16 protein-coding genes are annotated in these 16,757 nt (G+C 69.2%); all 16 read right to left on the minus strand.

Annotated elements, in window-relative coordinates:
* Window positions 1-7 precede the first annotated feature (7 nt).
* Window positions 8-754: a WecB/TagA/CpsF family glycosyltransferase gene (locus BJY22_RS31655; protein ID WP_167214106.1), complete on the minus strand. Its 747-nt coding sequence runs from the start codon at window positions 752-754 to the stop codon at window positions 8-10.
* Window positions 751-1,749 (minus strand): GDP-mannose 4,6-dehydratase, encoded by a 999-nt coding sequence (gmd, locus tag BJY22_RS31660; RefSeq protein WP_167214109.1) that lies wholly within the window; start codon window positions 1,747-1,749, stop codon window positions 751-753. The genes BJY22_RS31655 and gmd overlap by 4 nt, the downstream gene beginning before the upstream one ends.
* A complete protein-coding gene (locus BJY22_RS31665; protein WP_167214112.1) occupies window positions 1,746-2,687 on the minus strand; it encodes a GDP-L-fucose synthase family protein in 942 nt (313 codons plus the stop codon). Before BJY22_RS31665 ends, gmd begins: the two co-directional genes overlap by 4 nt.
* Window positions 2,687-4,171, minus strand: coding sequence for a sugar transferase (locus BJY22_RS31670; RefSeq protein ID WP_337759616.1), 1,485 nt, complete (start codon window positions 4,169-4,171; stop codon window positions 2,687-2,689). The genes BJY22_RS31665 and BJY22_RS31670 overlap by 1 nt, the downstream gene beginning before the upstream one ends.
* 396 nt (window positions 4,172-4,567) lie before the next feature.
* Window positions 4,568-5,737 carry a glycosyltransferase gene (locus BJY22_RS31675; protein WP_167214115.1) on the minus strand — a complete coding sequence of 390 codons (1,170 nt, stop codon included), beginning with the start codon at window positions 5,735-5,737 and terminating at the stop codon, window positions 4,568-4,570.
* Window positions 5,734-7,068 carry an MATE family efflux transporter gene (locus BJY22_RS31680; protein WP_167214118.1) on the minus strand — a complete coding sequence of 445 codons (1,335 nt, stop codon included), beginning with the start codon at window positions 7,066-7,068 and terminating at the stop codon, window positions 5,734-5,736. Before BJY22_RS31680 ends, BJY22_RS31675 begins: the two co-directional genes overlap by 4 nt.
* A complete protein-coding gene (locus BJY22_RS31685) occupies window positions 7,065-8,303 on the minus strand; it encodes a polysaccharide pyruvyl transferase family protein (RefSeq protein WP_167214121.1) in 1,239 nt (412 codons plus the stop codon). The genes BJY22_RS31680 and BJY22_RS31685 overlap by 4 nt, the downstream gene beginning before the upstream one ends.
* A 1-nt stretch (window position 8,304) precedes the next feature.
* Window positions 8,305-9,270 carry a glycosyltransferase family 2 protein gene (locus BJY22_RS31690; protein ID WP_167214124.1) on the minus strand — a complete coding sequence of 322 codons (966 nt, stop codon included), beginning with the start codon at window positions 9,268-9,270 and terminating at the stop codon, window positions 8,305-8,307.
* A complete protein-coding gene (locus BJY22_RS31695) occupies window positions 9,267-9,923 on the minus strand; it encodes a phosphatase PAP2 family protein (RefSeq protein ID WP_167214127.1) in 657 nt (218 codons plus the stop codon). The genes BJY22_RS31690 and BJY22_RS31695 overlap by 4 nt, the downstream gene beginning before the upstream one ends.
* A 10-nt stretch (window positions 9,924-9,933) precedes the next feature.
* Window positions 9,934-11,250 (minus strand): glutamate-1-semialdehyde 2,1-aminomutase, encoded by a 1,317-nt coding sequence (locus tag BJY22_RS31700; protein ID WP_167214130.1) that lies wholly within the window; start codon window positions 11,248-11,250, stop codon window positions 9,934-9,936.
* Entirely contained in the window at window positions 11,247-11,795 is a 549-nt protein-coding gene (locus BJY22_RS31705; protein WP_167214133.1) for a dTDP-4-dehydrorhamnose 3,5-epimerase family protein, read from the minus strand. Before BJY22_RS31705 ends, BJY22_RS31700 begins: the two co-directional genes overlap by 4 nt.
* Window positions 11,796-11,798: 3 nt before the next feature.
* Window positions 11,799-12,920, minus strand: a complete 1,122-nt coding sequence (locus BJY22_RS31710) for a class I SAM-dependent methyltransferase (RefSeq protein WP_167214136.1) — start codon at window positions 12,918-12,920, stop codon at window positions 11,799-11,801.
* Window positions 12,921-12,934: 14 nt separating this feature from the next.
* The gene (locus BJY22_RS31715) at window positions 12,935-13,585 is read right to left on the minus strand and encodes a PIG-L deacetylase family protein (protein WP_167214139.1); all 651 of its coding nucleotides are present in this window, start codon (window positions 13,583-13,585) and stop codon (window positions 12,935-12,937) included.
* On the minus strand, window positions 13,585-14,418 hold the full coding sequence (locus tag BJY22_RS31720; protein ID WP_167214141.1) for a sugar phosphate nucleotidyltransferase: 834 nt from the start codon (window positions 14,416-14,418) through the stop codon (window positions 13,585-13,587). The genes BJY22_RS31715 and BJY22_RS31720 overlap by 1 nt, the downstream gene beginning before the upstream one ends.
* A 41-nt stretch (window positions 14,419-14,459) precedes the next feature.
* Entirely contained in the window at window positions 14,460-15,689 is a 1,230-nt protein-coding gene (locus BJY22_RS31725; RefSeq protein WP_167214144.1) for a class I SAM-dependent methyltransferase, read from the minus strand.
* Window positions 15,689-16,750: an NAD-dependent epimerase/dehydratase family protein gene (locus BJY22_RS31730; protein WP_167214147.1), complete on the minus strand. Its 1,062-nt coding sequence runs from the start codon at window positions 16,748-16,750 to the stop codon at window positions 15,689-15,691. The genes BJY22_RS31725 and BJY22_RS31730 overlap by 1 nt, the downstream gene beginning before the upstream one ends.
* Window positions 16,751-16,757 lie beyond the last annotated feature (7 nt).

A 16,757-nucleotide genomic window follows, 5' to 3' on the forward strand; every position in this document is an offset into this window, starting at 1 on the left:
CCTCACTCTAGAGTGCGCGTGGCGGATGCCGGAGGATGCCCAGCAGGAATCGCGGGATGCCCAGGACATAACGCTTCCAGAGCCGGCGTGGCTCCTTGTAGAGCCGGTAGCTCCACTCGAGCCCGTTGCGCTGCATCCACAGCGGGGCGCGGTCCAGCCGGCCGGTGTGGAAGTCGAACGCCGCACCGACACCGATCAGGATCGTCGCGTTCAGCCGGTCGCGGTGGTCGGCCATCCAGCGCTCCTGCTTCGGCGCGCCGAGACCCACCCAGACGATGTCCGGCCGCGCCTCGTTCATCCGGGCGACGGTCTCCGCGTCCTCGGCCTCGGTCAGGGCCCGGTACGGCGGGCACTCGACGCCGACGACCTTCAACGCCGGATGCCGCTCCTGGAACCGCTCGCGCAGCTCCTCCGCCACGCCCTCGGCGCCACCGTAGAAGTACTGCGTCCAGCCGCGCTCCGCCGCCTCCGCGAGCACCCGCTCGAGCAGGTCCGGACCGGCGACCCGGTCCATCTCCTCGAACCCGGCCCGCCGGCCGGCCCACACCAGCGGCATCCCGTCCGGGACGGTCAGGCCGGAAGTGTTGTAGACCTCGGTCAGCCGGGCGTCGGCCCGGGCGTGCAGCAACGCGTTCATGTCGGAAACGCAGACCAGTTGCCGCTCGGAGGAATCGATCCAGCGAGCGAACGTCTCCACCGTCCGGTCCAGATTCGTGACGCTGACGTGGATCCCGAGGACGTCGACCCGGCTCATGCGTCCTCCCCGGTGAGCGCTGCGAGGTCGGCGTCGACCATGATCCGGACGAGTTCGGGCACATGGACCTGGGCCTTCCAGCCCAGGTCGGTGGCGGCCTTCGACGCGTCCCCGATCAGCGAGTCGACCTCGGTCGGGCGCTCGTACCGCCGGTCGTGGTCGACGTACTGCTCCCAGTCCAGCCCGGCGTGATCGAAGGCCAGGGAGACGAAGTCGCGGACGGAGTACGACGTGCCGGTCGCGATCACGTAGTCCGCCGGGGTGTCGTGCTGCAGCATCCGCCACATGCCCTCGACGTACTCCGGGGCGTAACCCCAGTCCCGGCACGCGTCCAGGTTGCCCAGGTACAACCGGTCCTGGCGTCCGGTTTTGATCGCCGCGACCGCCCGCGTGATCTTCCGCGTCACGAACGTCTCGCCCCGCCGCGGCGACTCGTGGTTGAACAGGATCCCGTTCACCGCGAACATGTCGTACGCCTCGCGGTAGTTCCGCGTCATCCAGTAGCTGTAGAGCTTCGCGGCGCCGTACGGCGAGCGCGGATAGAAGGGGGTGTCCTCGTTCTGCGGGGGCGGTGTCGCGCCGAACATCTCCGACGAGGACGCCTGGTAGAACCGGCAGTCCAGGCCGATCATGCGGATCGCCTCGAGCAACCGCGTCGTCCCCATGCCGGTCGTGTCACCGGTGTACTCCGGCTCGTCGAAGCTGACCCGGACGTGGCTCTGCGCCGCCAGGTGGTAGACCTCGGCGGGCTGGATCGACGCGAGCAGCGTGACGAGGCGCGATCCGTCGGTCAGGTCGCCGTAATGCAGGAACAGCCGCTTGTCCTGCGCGTGCGGGTCCTCGTACAGGTGGTCGATCCGGCGCGTGTTGAAGGTGCTGGCGCGGCGGATCAGGCCGTGCACCTCGTAGCCCTTGGACAGCAGCAACTCCGCCAGGTACGAACCGTCCTGGCCGGTGATGCCGGTGATGAAGGCCCTCTTGATGTCGGGGGTCATGCCACATGCTCCTGGTACCAGGCGTAGGTGGCGGCCACACCGTCTTCGAGGGAGATGGACGGCTTCCAGCCCAGCGCCTGCAGCCGGCTCACGTCGAGCAGTTTGCGCGGGGTGCCGTCCGGTTTGGACAGATCGTTGCTCAGAGCACCGGTGTAGCCGACGACCCGGGCGACCAGCTCGGCCAGCTCGCGAATCGTCACGTCCGCGCCGACCCCGACGTTGATCGGCTCCGGCGCGTCGTACTGCTCCAGCAGATGCACGCACGCGTCGGCGAGGTCGTCCACGTGCAGGAACTCGCGTCGCGGCGTACCGCTCCCCCACAGCACAACTTCCGGAACACCGTTGACCTTGGCTTCGTGGAACCGGCGGATCAGCGCCGGCAGCACGTGCGAGGTCTTCGGGTCGAAGTTGTCGTGCGGGCCGTACAGGTTCGTCGGCATCGCGGAGATCCAGCGCAACCCGTATTGGCGTCGAATTGCTTGCACCTGCAGGAGGCCCGCGATCTTGGCGATCGCGTACGCGTCGTTGGTCGGCTCCAGCTCACCCGTCAGCAGGCTCGACTCGCGGATCGGCTGGTCGGCGTACTTCGGGTAGATGCACGACGAACCGAGGAACAGCAGCCGCGGCGTGCGCACCTCGAGGGCCGCGTCCATCAGGTTCACCTGGATACGCAGGTTGTCGCTGAGGAACTCGGTCGGGTGGTCGCGGTTCGCCAGAATGCCGCCGACCCGGGCCGCGGCGTCGATCACCACGGACGGCCGGTGGTCGCGCAGGAAGGCGAACGTCGCCGCGCGGTCGCGCAGATCCAGCTCCGACGACGACGCGCCGATCAGCTGCGTGAACCCGGCGGCGTCCAGCCGGCGCCAGATCGCGGACCCGACGAGACCGCGGTGACCCGCGATGTACACCGGTGCATGAGGGTCTAGCTCGAACTGCATCAATACGCTCCCGCGCCGTAGATCACCGCGCGCACGGTCTTCCAGAGAATCAGCAGGTCCAGGGTCATCGACCAGTTGTCGACGTACCGCAGGTCGAGGCGCACGGACTCGTCCCAGGACAGATCACTGCGGCCGCTGACCTGCCACAGGCCGGTCATGCCGGGTTTCACCAGCATCCGCCGCGAGTCGTCCGCGGCGTACAGCGCGACCTCCTCGGCCAGCGGCGGCCGCGGTCCGACCAGCGACATGTCACCGCGCAGCACGTTGAACAGCTGCGGCAGCTCGTCCAGCGAGAACCGGCGGATCCACCGGCCGAGCGGTGTCATCCGCGGGTCGTTGCGCATCTTGAAGATCACGCCGTTGCCGTCGCTCAGTGCGTACAGATCACTGAGCCGTTGCTCCGCGTCGACGTACATACTGCGGAACTTCAGCATCGTGAACTCGACACCCGCCCGGCCGACGCGCTGCTGCCGGAACAGGACCGGTCCAGGGCTGGACAGCTTCACCGCCAGCGCCAGGCCGATCAGCAGCGGCGCGAGCACGGCGACGATGCCGAGCGCGACGACGCGGTCGAAGACGGCCTTCATCAGGTGCGGCCCACCGCTGACGGACGGGCGCTCCAGATGGAGCAGGGACAGGCCGGCGACCGGGCGGACAGAGATCCGCGGGCCCGCGACCTCGATGATGCCCGGGGAGACGATCAGCTCGATACCGCGCTGCTCCAGCGCCCACGACAGGCGGCGCAACGACTGGCCGGCCAGCTCCGGTTCGGTCGCGATCGCCACGACCTCGACTGCGTGCCGGTCGGCCGCGGCCAGGATGTCCGGCTCGGCGAGCTCCTCCGGCTGCAGCGGTCCGGTGCTGTCGTCGCGCGGGCGGCAGGTGGCGACGACCCGGAAGCCGTCGGTCGGGCGGCTCTCGAGGTGCTCGCACAGCGTCGCGGCCGGACCGCTGCGCCCGACCACGAGAACCCTGTGCATGCAGCGGCCTCTGACCCGGTGCCGGTGCAGGTCCTTCCGCAGCGCGTACCGCAGCAGCAACGCGGCCACGACCAGCACCGGGATCGCCAGCACCACGAAGCCGCGGGCGATCTCGGCCTTGGTCACGTACGACGTCATCGCGACGGCCGCGGTGAGTCCGACGCCGGCGCGCATGATCGAGCGGAACTCGTCCGGTCCGGCGCCGAAGAACCGCGGGTCGTACCCCTTCGACAGCGCGACCACGGCCACCCAGGCGAGCGGCAGCAGACTGCTCACCACGAGGTAGCTGGAGCCGACGTGGTACCCGAACCGGGTCAGTAGCGCGACGGACACGCCGAGCATCGCGGCGAGCAGGTCGCCACCCACGGCGGCCCACCGGTACACCCCGACCCAGCGCGGCTCGGTCGACCGGGACGGCAGCGGAACGATGGCGGGGACCTCGTGCGGGACGACCCAGAGCGGCCGACGGCTGTCCACAGCGTCCGGCGCTTCTGCTCCGCTCACAGCGGCCCCTCTGTTTCCTCCCGCAACTGCCCGACCACGCAGCGTGATCGGCGCAGCGTGCAGTGCGTCCTTGTTAACCCGCTCTTCGGCGACGAGTCACCGAAGATTACTACGCGGGCAGGTCGCGAGCGACCACCGGGAGGGCGGGGTCGGACAGTCGCCTCCTTCGGCGTGTCGAAGGACGCGACGAGGCCGCCGGGCTTGCGGATCGGCCGGATCTGCGGAACCAGCTCCACCTCTTCTTCCGGCACCGGCTGCCCGCGGGTGCCGGCGCCGATCTGGGTCGCACCCGAAGTCGACGAGCGTCTGCCGTCTGCCCCGTCAGGCTCATCGGCGGGCGCACCCCCAGGCGCGTCATCGTGGTCACTGCTCAACGGCGGACCACAGACCGCCTCTTCACCGCCCTCGGACGAGCGACTCCCGCTGCGGATCCCGGGTCTGGCGGAGAAACGTCAGCAGCCGCCGGCCGACCACATCGGCGGCGAACGCTTGCTCGAACCGGGTCCGCGCGGCCAGCGCCATCCGCTCCCGCCGGCCCGGGTCCTCCATCAGCTCGATCAGTACGCCGGCCGCTGCCTCGGCGTCGTCCAGCGGCCAGAAGAGACCCTCGGTCCCGGGCTGCACGACGTCGGGTACTCCACCGACGGCGCCGGTGATCACTGGCAGGCCTTCGGCCATGGCCTCGACCAGCACGATGCCGAAGCTCTCCATCGTCGAGGTGTGGCAGTACATCTGATGCTCACGCATCAACACTCGAGGCTGCGGCTGGTACCCGAGGAACCGGACCTGGTTGGTGATGCTCAGCTCTGCGGCCAGCGCCTTCAGCGACTGCCGTTCCGGCCCGTCGCCCACGATCGACAACGTATAGCGGTGACCGCGATCGGCGGCCGCGCCGAGAATCCTCAACAGGTAGGCATGGTTCTTCCGCGGTTCCAGCCCGCCGACGGTGATCAGATCCGCGACCGGCTCGGGCCGCTTCCCCGCTGTCACGCTGTCCGTCACCGGGTTGGGTACGACGGCACCCGGCACCTCCCGCAACGCCGGGATCCGCTCCTCCAACTCGGTCTTATTGAACCCGGAGACGTAGACGATGCCGTCGAGCTCACCGAGCACGCTCTGCTCGAACGACCGGATCGACCGGAACAGAGCGCCGTACCGCGGGATCTCGCCCTTGTCGGCCCACTCGTCGGCCTGGGAGATGTTGAGGTGGGCCACCATCACCACCGGCTGGGTGGTGCGGACACGCAACGCGACGGCCGCGGAGATCGGGCACTGGGCGTACACCACGGCGTCGGGCCGATCAGCGAGGTGCCGCCGCAGCGCGTCCTCGAGGTAGTGGGCGTGCCAGTACTGATGCCACCACACACCGGCCGGCCGATTGAGCCGGCGGATGGCGATCCGCGCAGCGAACATCGGCAGCACGAACGGTGAGCGGGCCGAGAACGGGCTGACGATGCTCACCGGCTCAGAGACGGACCGCAGATACTTGTCGAACGTCCGGACATGGCTCTGCAACCCCGACGGCCCGTGCGACTTCATCAGCGTCGCTATGACGATCTCGCTCACGCCTCCACGACCTCCTCCTCGGTGAAGCGCTCACGCTGAGCCTTCTGCAGCCGGTTCCACCAGATCCAGATGCCGGCCACCGACGCGATCACCGTCCCCCAGACGGCACCTTGTGCGTCGAACAGGATCGCGCCGACCGCCGCAAGTCCGACGAACAGTCCGGTCACGGTCAGCTGGGACTGCATGGTCAGGTCGGCGCGGCCGAGTGCCCGCAGTCCCGCGGACGGTCCGACGTGCATACAGCCCGCCGCATAGCTGACGATCACACCGAGGGTGAGCACTCGCGCGTCCGGCCACACCGCACCCAGCACGAGCTCGCCGGGCCCGAACGGGAAGATCACGATCACCACCAGGCCCCAGGCCACACCCATCAGCGCCAAGCCACCGCTCAGTGCAAGGCAGAGCCGCGCGAGCGGGCGCCGCCCTCGGGTGAGCGCCCGCGCAGCCTCCGGTACGGCGACCTGCCCGACACCCATCAGCAACGCGGCCACCGGACCGATGAGCATCTCGGCACCGCGGATCGCACCCGCGGCCGCCAGACCACCGGTCGCCGCGACCACGAGCGCGCGGATCTGGCCGCCTGCACCGAGGACGACGTTCTCGATCAGGAACCGGGTGCCGAGATCACGGTGGCTGCTCAGCCAGCTGAGCGTGTGGGCCGGTCGCGGAACGATGCGTGCCTGCCAGGCGCCGAACACCCCGGCCACGGTCGCCGTACCGCCGAAGACCAGGATGGCGAAGGTGATGCCGCCGCCGATGTCGGCAGCAGCACCCCAGGCCAGGACGCCGATCAGCAGCACCGTCCAGACGGTGTCGTTGAGGAAGGTCTTGGCACCCTCACCCGCGGCGAAGAAGGCCGAGCGCCAGCTGTCCTGCAGCATCAGTCCGGGCAGAACGATGCCGAGCGCAACGAACGCGGCCGCGGCGTCGGAGCCCGGCGAGTGAGACCGCCAGATCAGACCGCCGGCCAGACAGACGGCACCGCCGGCTACACCGACCATCAGCGCGACACCGGTCGCGGCCGCGACCGCCGTCCGCCAGCTGTCGTTGCCGGCGGCGCTGAAACGGACCATCACGGCGTCGGTGGCCAGTGCCCGCGAGCAGTTCAACGCGACCGCGTAGGCGACGAAGGCCAGCCCGAGCGCCCCAAGGCTGGTTGCGCCGAGCAACCTGGCCACGAACACGCCGAGCAGGAAGTTTCCCAGGCTCGAGACCGCCTGGTCGGCGATCCCCCAGCTCAGCCGACGCGCGATCTGCCGACGGATTCCCGCACCGTGGTGCGGCTTGGGCGCGGCGTGCTGTGCCCCCAGCGCGGCATGCCGGCCGGTCACCGGATTCTCGCCGGATCGGACGCGAACAGTACGGCGGTCAGCTCGGCGAACTGCACCTCGAGCCGCTCCCGGTTGAGCTGGTTGCGTTCGGCCAGCGTCCTGGTGATCTCGTCACGATCCGTCCAGAGAGCGCCGTGCTGCCGCTCGAGCAGCTCGACGTCGAGTTCGCGGATCTGCTGGATCCGGTCGCCGACACCCATCAGCTCCATCAGTGCGACGTGCTTCTGGCCGTAGCAGATCGCCACCGTGGGCTTGCCGAGCCTCAGCGACACCTGCACGGTGTGGTACCGGGTGCCGATCACCGACTCGACCGTGCCGAGTTGCTCCATCAGCTCCTGGACAGACGAGAACGACTCGTACACCACCGGAGCCTCGCCCGGTCCGGACCAGTGTGCCCGCGCGTCGGCGAGAATCTCGAGGGCGACCGGTTCGTCGTCCTCGTCGCCGATCAGCAGTCGGACCCGGTAGCCGTCGGTGAGCAGCCGGCGGACGAACTGGCTCATCTTGTTCGTGTACTCGGCCTGGATCTCTTCCGCCCGGGCCCGCTCCTCCGGCGCACCGGAGTACGCCATCACACCGACACCCACGGCCCCGGTCGCTCGCGGCGTACTGGGTGGGGACGGCAGGGCGAAGACGAGGTCGGGATAGACCTGATCGTCGGGGCCGGCCATACCCATCTGGCGGGCCGCGTCCAGGGACACCTGGTCGCGGAAGGAGCGGTAGGACGCGAGCTTGGCCGACTTCGCCAGAAGCCAGCCGGTCAGCCGCTGCCGGACAACCGTCGCCCCCGAACCGACGAACGCGACCTTGGTCCCGAACACCTTTCCGGCCAATGACATCACGAACTGTGAGTACGGCAGTTCCCAAGGCCGCTGCGGCAGGCTCGACTCCAGCACGCCCATTCCCGGAACGATCACCACATCGTGGCGTCGTACCCACGCCGGGATCCGCCAGGAGTCGACCAGTACGCCGACCCCGATCCGGGTGGCCGCCGTGCCGACGCGCAGCAGGCGCGATCGCGGCGGCCGCCGCGGTCCGTGCAGCCAGTTCAGCTGAGCGGCCGGCAGACCATAGCGCTCGGTCACCCGCTCAGGTCCGGAACACAGGCTGTCCAGCACCGCATCGGGCCGCTCCGCCTTCAGGTAGGCGAGCACGGCCTCGAGAGTCGCGTCGTTGCCGATGTTGCCGGAACCGAGCCGCCCGAACAGGCCGACCCGCGGCGGGTCGTCCGCCACCTCAACTCCCTTCCTGGCCGGCCACCACGGCGCGCACCGACAAGGCGTCGACGGCGCCGAAGTCCTCGATCGGCGGTGGACCGGACCGTCCGGGCAGACGCCGGGTGACCCGGCTCGCCAGCCAGCTGCGGATGTGGCGGTTGCACGCGCGCCGCTCGGCCGCCGACAGCGGTGCCCGGCGTACGGCGGCGAAGTAGCCCCAGATGTACTCGGCCACGAGCCGCGCCGGCGGGTGGATCAGCTTGTTGGACCGCCTGGGGTCGAGGTTGCGCGACCAGCTGCTGATGGTCGGGTTCGCCTGCAGCGCCCGGCCGTCGTGGTGGCGGCGGAAGTACAGCCACTCCGGCACCTCCAGGAACCGGCCGTGCAGCACGAGCTCGGCCATGAACACCTGGTCCGCGTGGTAGAAGCTGTCGTGCGGCGTCACGCGGCGCAGGACGTCCGCCCGGATCACGCCGTAGAAGTCGTCGGCCCGGATCGCCCCGGGCAGATCGCCGTCGAAGAGCATGCTGCGCAGTCGCTCGGGGGCGTCCGGCGCGTCCGTCCTCAGCGGGTAGTCCAGGGCCTGGATGACCTTGTCCTCACCGTCGATCGCGGCGGTGAAGGTGTGCGCCAGGATCGCATCCGGGTGCTCGTCCAGCAGGGCCACACAGCGGGCCACCAGATCGCGCGCCCACAGGTCGTCGCCGGACGCCCACTTGAACAGCTCGCCGTGACTCTTGCGGAAGACGAAGTCGTGGTGCGGCGCCGCACCGATGTTCCGCTCCTGCCGGTAGAACGTGATCCTCGGATCCTGCTTCGCGTAGGCACGGCAGATGTCGTCGGTGCCGTCCGTGGACGCGTTGCTGGACAGGATCAACTCGAAGTCGGTGTAGGTCTGGCCGAGGACAGCGTCGAGCGACTGGGCCAGGTACTGCTCACCGTTGTAGACCGGCAGCCCGATGCTCAGCCTGGGGCGAGTTGTCATGGCGTACTCCCAACTGGATCGACTGCCGTAGGTTGACCGGTCCGGTGCACCGGCCCGAGGAAGCGCGGAGATCTCGCGAGCACGACGACCGGCGCCGCCAGCAAGCCACCGCTGATCACGTCGGTGAACCAGTGCATCGACAGCAGCAGCAAGGACAGGCCCATCGTCAGCTCGATCACGACGACCAGGAGCCAGGCCCACAACGGCGGATGCTCGCTCAGCACCAGCAGAGCACCACCGAGTGAGACCAGCAGGACGACCATGTGCCCGGACGGAAAGGCACCGCCCAGCGAACTCGTGCCGCCGTGCGGGTCGGTGCGTTGGATGACGGCTTTGGAGATCACGGTGAGGAGGACGGCGATCGCCCCGAGCACGCCGACGTACCGGACCGGCCGCCAACTGCGTCGCCGGATCGCGGCGAACAGGCCGGCCGCGCCGAGCAGGGCGAGTGCGACCGCCGGCATCAGACCGTCGACCACGTTGCCGAAGATCAGTTGCCAGATGCCCCAGACGTCGTCGGGTCGGAACACCTGGCGCAACTGCGTGTCGATCCGGCCGGTCGCGTCGGCCGTGACCAGCACGGCGAGCACCAGGAAGGCCACCGTGCTGGCGATCGCCAGCAGGTGTGCCCACGTGAACCTCTTCAACAGCACAGGCGTCTCCTCAGGCGAACTTCCGGAAGACGGGCTGCACCGGCCGGCCGGGCAGGAACGCGGTCACGTCCTGGGCGTCGAGCGCCTGGCGGTAGACCGTGCAGGCCCGGGCGACGACCTCCACGGTCCGGTCGATGTCGGCTTCGGTCAGTGCGCTGCTGACCACGAACGACGGGCCGATCACGCCACCGAGGATCAGCTCGCGGAGGAAGAGCGTGCGATAGGGCTGCGACGGGGCAAGGTTCTCGTCGAGCGTTCCGAACACCAGGTTGCTGGCCCGGCCCCGGACGACCACATGATCCTGGACGCCGGCCGCCGCGGCGACCTCCCGGACGCCCGTGGCCAGTCGGTCGCCCAACCGATGCATCCGGTCGGTGATGCCTTCCTCGGCGTAGACGTCCATCACCGCGATGGCCGCGGCCAGTGCGTGTGTCTCGGCGCCGTGCGTGGTGGACAGCAGGAACACCCGCTCCCGGGTGTCCCGCAGACCGCCGAGTTCCATCAGGTCGCGCCGGCCGGCCAGGGCCGACACCGCGAAGCCGTTGCCCAGCGCCTTGCCGAACGTGGAGAGGTCGGGCGTCACGCCGTACAGGCCCTGGGCGCCGGCGGCCGACCAGCGGAAGCCGGTGATCATCTCGTCGAAGACCAGCAGCGCGCCGTGCCGGTGGGCGAGATCACGAAGGCCTTCCAGGTAACCGTCCGGCGGGTCGTGCTGGGTCGCCGCCTCGAGGATGAGGCAGGCCACCTCGCCGTTGTAGCGGCAGAGCATCTCCTCGGTCGCGGCCAGATCGCCGTACGGGAAGGACACCGTCAGCTCGGCGATCTCGTGCGGGATGCCCGCGGACATCGGCGTCCGGGCGATGAACCAGTCGTCGATCGAGAAGAACGCGTGGTCGGAGCAGATCGCCACCAGCGGGCGTCCGGTGATCGCCCGGGCCAGCTTCACCGCGGCGGTGGTGGCGTCCGAGCCGTTCTTGGCGAACTTCACCATCTCCGCGGTCGGCACCGACGTCAGGAACCGCTCGGCGGCCTCGAGTTCGACGATGCTCGGGCGGACGAAGTTGTTGCCCCGGTCGAGCTCGCGGCGGACCGCCTCGAGCACCTTGGGGTGCGCATGCCCGAGACTGACCGCGCGCAGGCCGGAGCCGTACTCGATGTACTCGTTGCCGTCGACATCCCAGACGTGGGCGCCCTCGCCGCGGGCGATCACCGGGGCCATCTCGGCCGGGTACTGGTCCTCGCCCTTGGCGTAGGTGTGGGCGCCGCCGGGGATCAGATCGTGCAGCCGTTTGTTGGCGGCGATCGAGTTGCGGAACGACTTCGTCATGACAGCCTCGCGGTGGCCTGGACGAGTGATGGCGCCGCCTTGTCCCGGTCGGACATCAGGCTGACCGGCAGCGGCCACGGAATGCCGAGGTCCGGATCGTCGAAGGCGATCGAGACGTCCTCGGACGGGTCGTGCGCGCGGTCGATGCGGTACGAGACGTCGGCCGGCTCGGTGAGCGCCTGGAAGCCGTGCGCGCAGCCGGCCGGCACGTAGACGGTCACCTGGTTGTCGCCGGTCAGGTCGAACGTCTCCCGGTTCCGGTACGTCGGGGAGTCCGGCCGGAGGTCGACGAGGACGTCGAACACCGCGCCGTACGAGCAGCGCACGAGCTTCGCCTCGCCCTTGCCGGACCGGGTATGCATGCCCCGGACGACGCCACGTCGCGAACGCGAGATGCTGTCCTGGATGAAGGCGTCCGGGTCGAGACCGGCCTTGGCGATCACGTCGCGGTCGAAGGTGCGCGAGAAGAACCCGCGCTCGTCACGGTGCGGTGCCGGCCGGAAGAGCAAAGCGCCGGCGATGTTGGTTACCTCGATGATCTCCATGGGTCAGTGCCCCCTCTCGTGCGGTTCGGGGAGCGGGACGAGGTACGTCGTACCCCAGCCGCCGTCGGACTCCAGCTGGTTGATGATCTCGTCGGCGATGTCCCAGGTGAGGACGAGGACCACGTCCGGCTTGGCCGCCTTGAGCTCCTCGATCGGGCGGATCGGGACCATGCAGCCACCGGGGATCCGGCGGCCGTGCTTGCCCGGCGCGAGATCGACGGTGAACGGCAGCAGGTCCGTCGTCACCTTGCTCAGGCCGAGCAGCACCGGCGCCTTGGACGGTGCGCCGTACCCGAGGACTGTGCGGCCGGCGGCCTTGTGCCGAGCCAGCTCGTCGTGCAGCGCTCCCGCTGCGTGCCATGCGGCTTCCTGCAGGCTGCCGAGTTGGACCTCGTCAGCGATGCCCGCGGCGTCCTCGTCCTCCAGTACGACGTCGACGGAAGCATCCGGCTTCGCGCCCGCGGTGTGCCGCAGCATCACCATCAGGCTGCCGCCGTACATGTCGACCTGTTTGACCGACTCGACCGCCAGGCCGTGCAGCGCGGCAACGTTCTGCAGCGCCCGCAGCGAGACGTACGCCCAGTGACCGTGCCGGATCGTGTCGAACTGGTTGCCGACGAACAGCGGCAGCAGGTGGTGGAACTCCATCACCAGCAGCCCGCCCGGCGCCAACCGCTCCGCCCGCAGCTTGAGCATCTCGCCGTACTGCGGTTCGTGGACGATCCCATGCACGTCGACAACGAGGTCGGCCCGCTCGCCATCCCCCGCCGTCCGGCAGCCGGCGCTGTGCAGGTGCTCGAGCCAGGATCCCCCGTGGGGACTACCGAACTCGAACACCACCCCACCGCTCAGTTCCGGGTAGTCGCTGAGGATCTCCTTGACCGAGGTCTCCGCGTGCGCGCGGCTGGTCGCCGATTCGACGGCCAGAGGCTCCTCCGCGACCTGCGCCTCGACCGGACCGAGCTGCACCAGCGTGCACTCCCGGCACAGCCAGAGCGCCAGCGGCCAGCGCGGATCCGGCCCCGGCTCGTCCGCGCGCGGGAAGTGGTCGGCGCACGGCTGCTCGCCGAGATCCACCACGGGGACGACGTTCTGCCCCGCGCACCCACGACACTGGAAGCTCACTGCATCCCCCTCGATCACCATGTCAGCGTGGCTTTACCCGTGGTGAAGGCCTCTGCGTACGGCGCCCGGCACTCCATGCCACGCAGCCGGGCCAGCCCGGCGAACACCTCTTCGTCGAACCAGTCGTGCGGGACCTGGGACGGGTACGCCTTGTGCAGCAGCGCGATCTTGTCGCGCAGCTGCTCCTCGGTGAGTTCGACGTACAGCCACGGCCGGCTGAGGTCGCCGTCCCACTTGGGGATCTCGTAGTGCAGCACCAGGTGGTTGCGCCACACCGTCGGTGCCAGCTCGGCGATCAGCCGGTGGTCCTGGTGCGCGTCATGTTTGCTCGGGGCAAGCACAACGTCGGGACGACGGCTCCCTCGAGCCGTTGCCTCCAGCAACTCCTTGGTCTGGTTCCAGTACGCCGGCAACCGTCCGTCCGGCAGCTCGGCCGAGGTCACGGTCACCTCGCACTCGGGCAGGAACAGCTCCGCCGCGCGGCGGGCCTCCTCCAGGCGCAGCGGCGTACCGGTCGCGATGACGAACTCGGCGGTCAGCTCCGGCACCGACTCCGCCAGCTTGAGCAGTGTGCCGCCGCAGGCGATCTCGATGTCGTCCGGATGGGCGCCGAGGGCGACCAGGTGGACCGGCCCGTCGATCAGGCCGAGCTGGAACGGGAGCATCAGATCGCCACCACCGTCGCGCCCTTGTCCAGCACCCGGCCGTTGTGCCCGCGGTTCTCGTGGCTCCACAGCGCCCACGGCTTCTTGCCGGACCGGTACAGCTCCTCCAGTTGGCTGCGTTCCTTGAGCGTGTCCATCGGCGCCCAGAACCCGTGGTGCGGGATCGCCTCGAGCTTGCGCATCGCGGCCAGCCGCGGGAACGCGTCGCCGACCAGGTCCTCGTCCTCGTGCAGGACGTCGAAGATGTCCTTCTTGAGGACGAAGTACCCGCCGTTGATCCACGCGTTCAGGTCGGCCGCCGACCGCAGCCCGGTGATCCGTGAGTCGTTGTCGAACTCGACCACATGGAAGGACGCCTGCGGCGGCACGGCGAGCAGGCTGGCGGTGACGTCGCTGGTCATCACGTGGTCGACGATCTTGTCCATCGGCGCGTCGGTGAGCACGTCGCCGTAGTTCGCCAGGAACGCGTCGTCGTCCTCGAGGTACGGCCGGACCCGGCGCAGCCGCTCACCGATGCTGGTGTCGATCCCGGTGTCGACGAAGGTGATCTTCCACTCGCTGATGTCGGAGTCGAGCAGCTCGATCCGCTGCCCGCCCTTCGTCATCACGAAGTCGTTGGAGACCGTCTCCTCGTAGCGCAGGAAGTACTCCTTGACCGCGGACCCCCCGAAGCCCAGGCACAGGATGAACTCGGTGTGGCCGAAGTGCGCGTAGTACCGCATCACGTGCCACAGGACCGGCCGGTCGCCGATCGTCATCATCGGTTTCGGCGCGGAGTCCACCCCGCTGCGCATCCGCAGCCCGAACCCCCCGCAGAAGATCACGACCTTCATGTTGGTTCCTTCCCCCCAGGTCGTTCAGAGCCCAATACGATTCAAAGCACAGTGAGACGCGGGATGGGTACGACGAACTTCGCGCCCCACTCCCGTGCGTAGCCGAGCTGGTGGACGATCTCCGCGCGCAGGTTCCACGGCAGGATCACGATGTAGTCGGGGCGCGTCTCGGCCAGCCGCTCCGGCGCGTGGATCGGGATGTGCGTGCCGGGCAGGAACATCCCGTGCTTGTGCGGGCTGCGGTCCACCGTGTAGGGCAGCAGGTCCTCGCGGATGCCGCAGTGGTTGAGCAGCGTGTTGCCCTTGCCCGGAGCGCCGTACCCGGCGACGAACTTGCCGTCGCGGCGCGCCTGGACCAGGAACTCGAGCAGGTCGGACTTGATCGTGAACACCTCGTCGGCGAAGCCCAGGTGGCCCTCGACGCTGTGCAGGCCGGCGTCCTGCTCGTCCTGCAGCACCTTGCCGACGAGCTCGGTCGCCTCCCCCGCGGTCTCGGTCGGCGTCGAGAACACCCGCAGCGATCCGCCGTGGCTCTGCAGTTCCTGGACGTCGACGACCGTCAGGCCTGCCTTCTGCAGGGCGAGCGCGGCGGTCTTCAGCGTCAGGTACGAGTAGTGCTCGTGGTAGATCGTGTCGTACTGGCGGTTCTCGATCAGCCGGAGCAGATGCGGGAACTCCAGCGACACCAGGCCGTCGTCCTTCACCAGCGCCCGCAGGCCCTTCGCGAAGTCGACGATGTCCGGGACGTGCGCGAACACGTTGTTGCCGACGACAAGGTCCGCCTGGCCGTGCCGGGCCGCCGCGTCGGTGCCGGTCGCCTCGCCGAGGAAGTAGCTCTCGGTGCGGATGCCCTTCTCGTTCGCGATCTTCGCGATGTTCGCGGCCGGCTCGATGCCGAGCACCGGGATGCCGAGCTTCGCCGCGTGCTGCAGCAGGTAGCCGTCGTTGCTCGCGGCCTCGACGATCAGGCTCTCGGCGCCGAGATCGAGCCGCTCCTGCATGTCGACGACGAAGCGGCGCGCGTGCTCGACCCAGCTGGTCGAGTACGACGAGAAGTACAGGTAGTCGGTGAAGACGTCGTCCGCCGCGACGTACGCCGGGAGCTGGACGAGCAGGCAGCTGTCACAGATCCGGACGTGCAGCGGGTAGAACGTCTCACCGCTCTCGAGCTGGTCCGCGCGCAGGAAGCTCTCGCACGGCGGCGACATCCCGAGGTCGACGAACGTCGTGGTCAGTGGTTCGCCGCAGAGACGGCATGCTGCGTCCACCATCACTGCATCTCCTTCGGGCCTGGGAACTGTGCGTCCGTCTGGCGGCGCAGCTGTCCGTCGACGAGGCCGGCCGACAGCAGTTGCTGGATCCGGCGCAGGCGGACGAACTGGGCCGAGTTGAAGTCGTCGAGCGTGAGGCCGTGGCGCTGGTAGGCGTCGTACAACTCGTCGACGCCCTTGCGAACCGACCACTGGAGCTTCAGGTCCGGGAACGTGTCGTTGAGCTTGCCGAAGTCGACCTTGTAGTTGCGCAAGTCCGGTCCGGCGCCGTCGGCGATCGACAGTGTCGAGCCCGGTACGGCGTCGCGGACCATCTCGGCGATGTCGCGGACCTGGACCACGTCCTCGGAACGGCCGACGTTGAACGCCTCGTCGTGGACCGTCTCGCGCGGCGACTCCAGTACCTCCAGGAACGCGCGGCTGATGTCCTCGATGTGCACGAGCGGCCGCCACGGGGTGCCGTCGCTCTCCAGGCGGACCTGTCCGGAGGTCAACGCGATCGCGGTCAGATTGTTGACAACAATGTCCAGCCGCAGCCGCGTCGAGGCGCCGTACGCCGTCGCGTTCCGCAGGTACGTCGGGCTGAACGCGTCGTCGGCGAGCTTGGACAGCTCCTGCTCGGCCAGCGCCTTCGTCTCGCCGTACGGCGTGACCGGGAACATCTCGGCGTCCTCGGCGACGGCCTCCGACCCCGCCGCGCCGTACAGACTGCACGACGACGCGAACAGGAACCGCTCGACACCGGCGTCCTTGGCGGCCCGGGCGACGTTGAGCGTGCCGTCCAGGTTCACCGAGTACGTCGCGGCCTTGTCGAGGTTGCCGAGCGGGTCGTTCGACAGGGCGGCCAGACAGACCACCGCGTCGTACCCCTCGAGCTCACGCGCCGTGACGTCCCGCATGTCCCGCGGCACCCGCGCACCGACCGGCTCCGGTCCACCGAGCAGGTCGCATCCCTCGTACAGCCCGGTGTCCAGCCCGTCGACCTGATGCCCGGCTGCCCGCAGGAACGGCACCATCACCGCCCCGATGTATCCCCGATCCCCGGTGACCAGAACCCTCATCCGACAT

Source organism: Kribbella shirazensis (assembly GCF_011761605.1).
GTDB classification, from domain to species: Bacteria; Actinomycetota; Actinomycetes; order Propionibacteriales; family Kribbellaceae; genus Kribbella; species Kribbella shirazensis.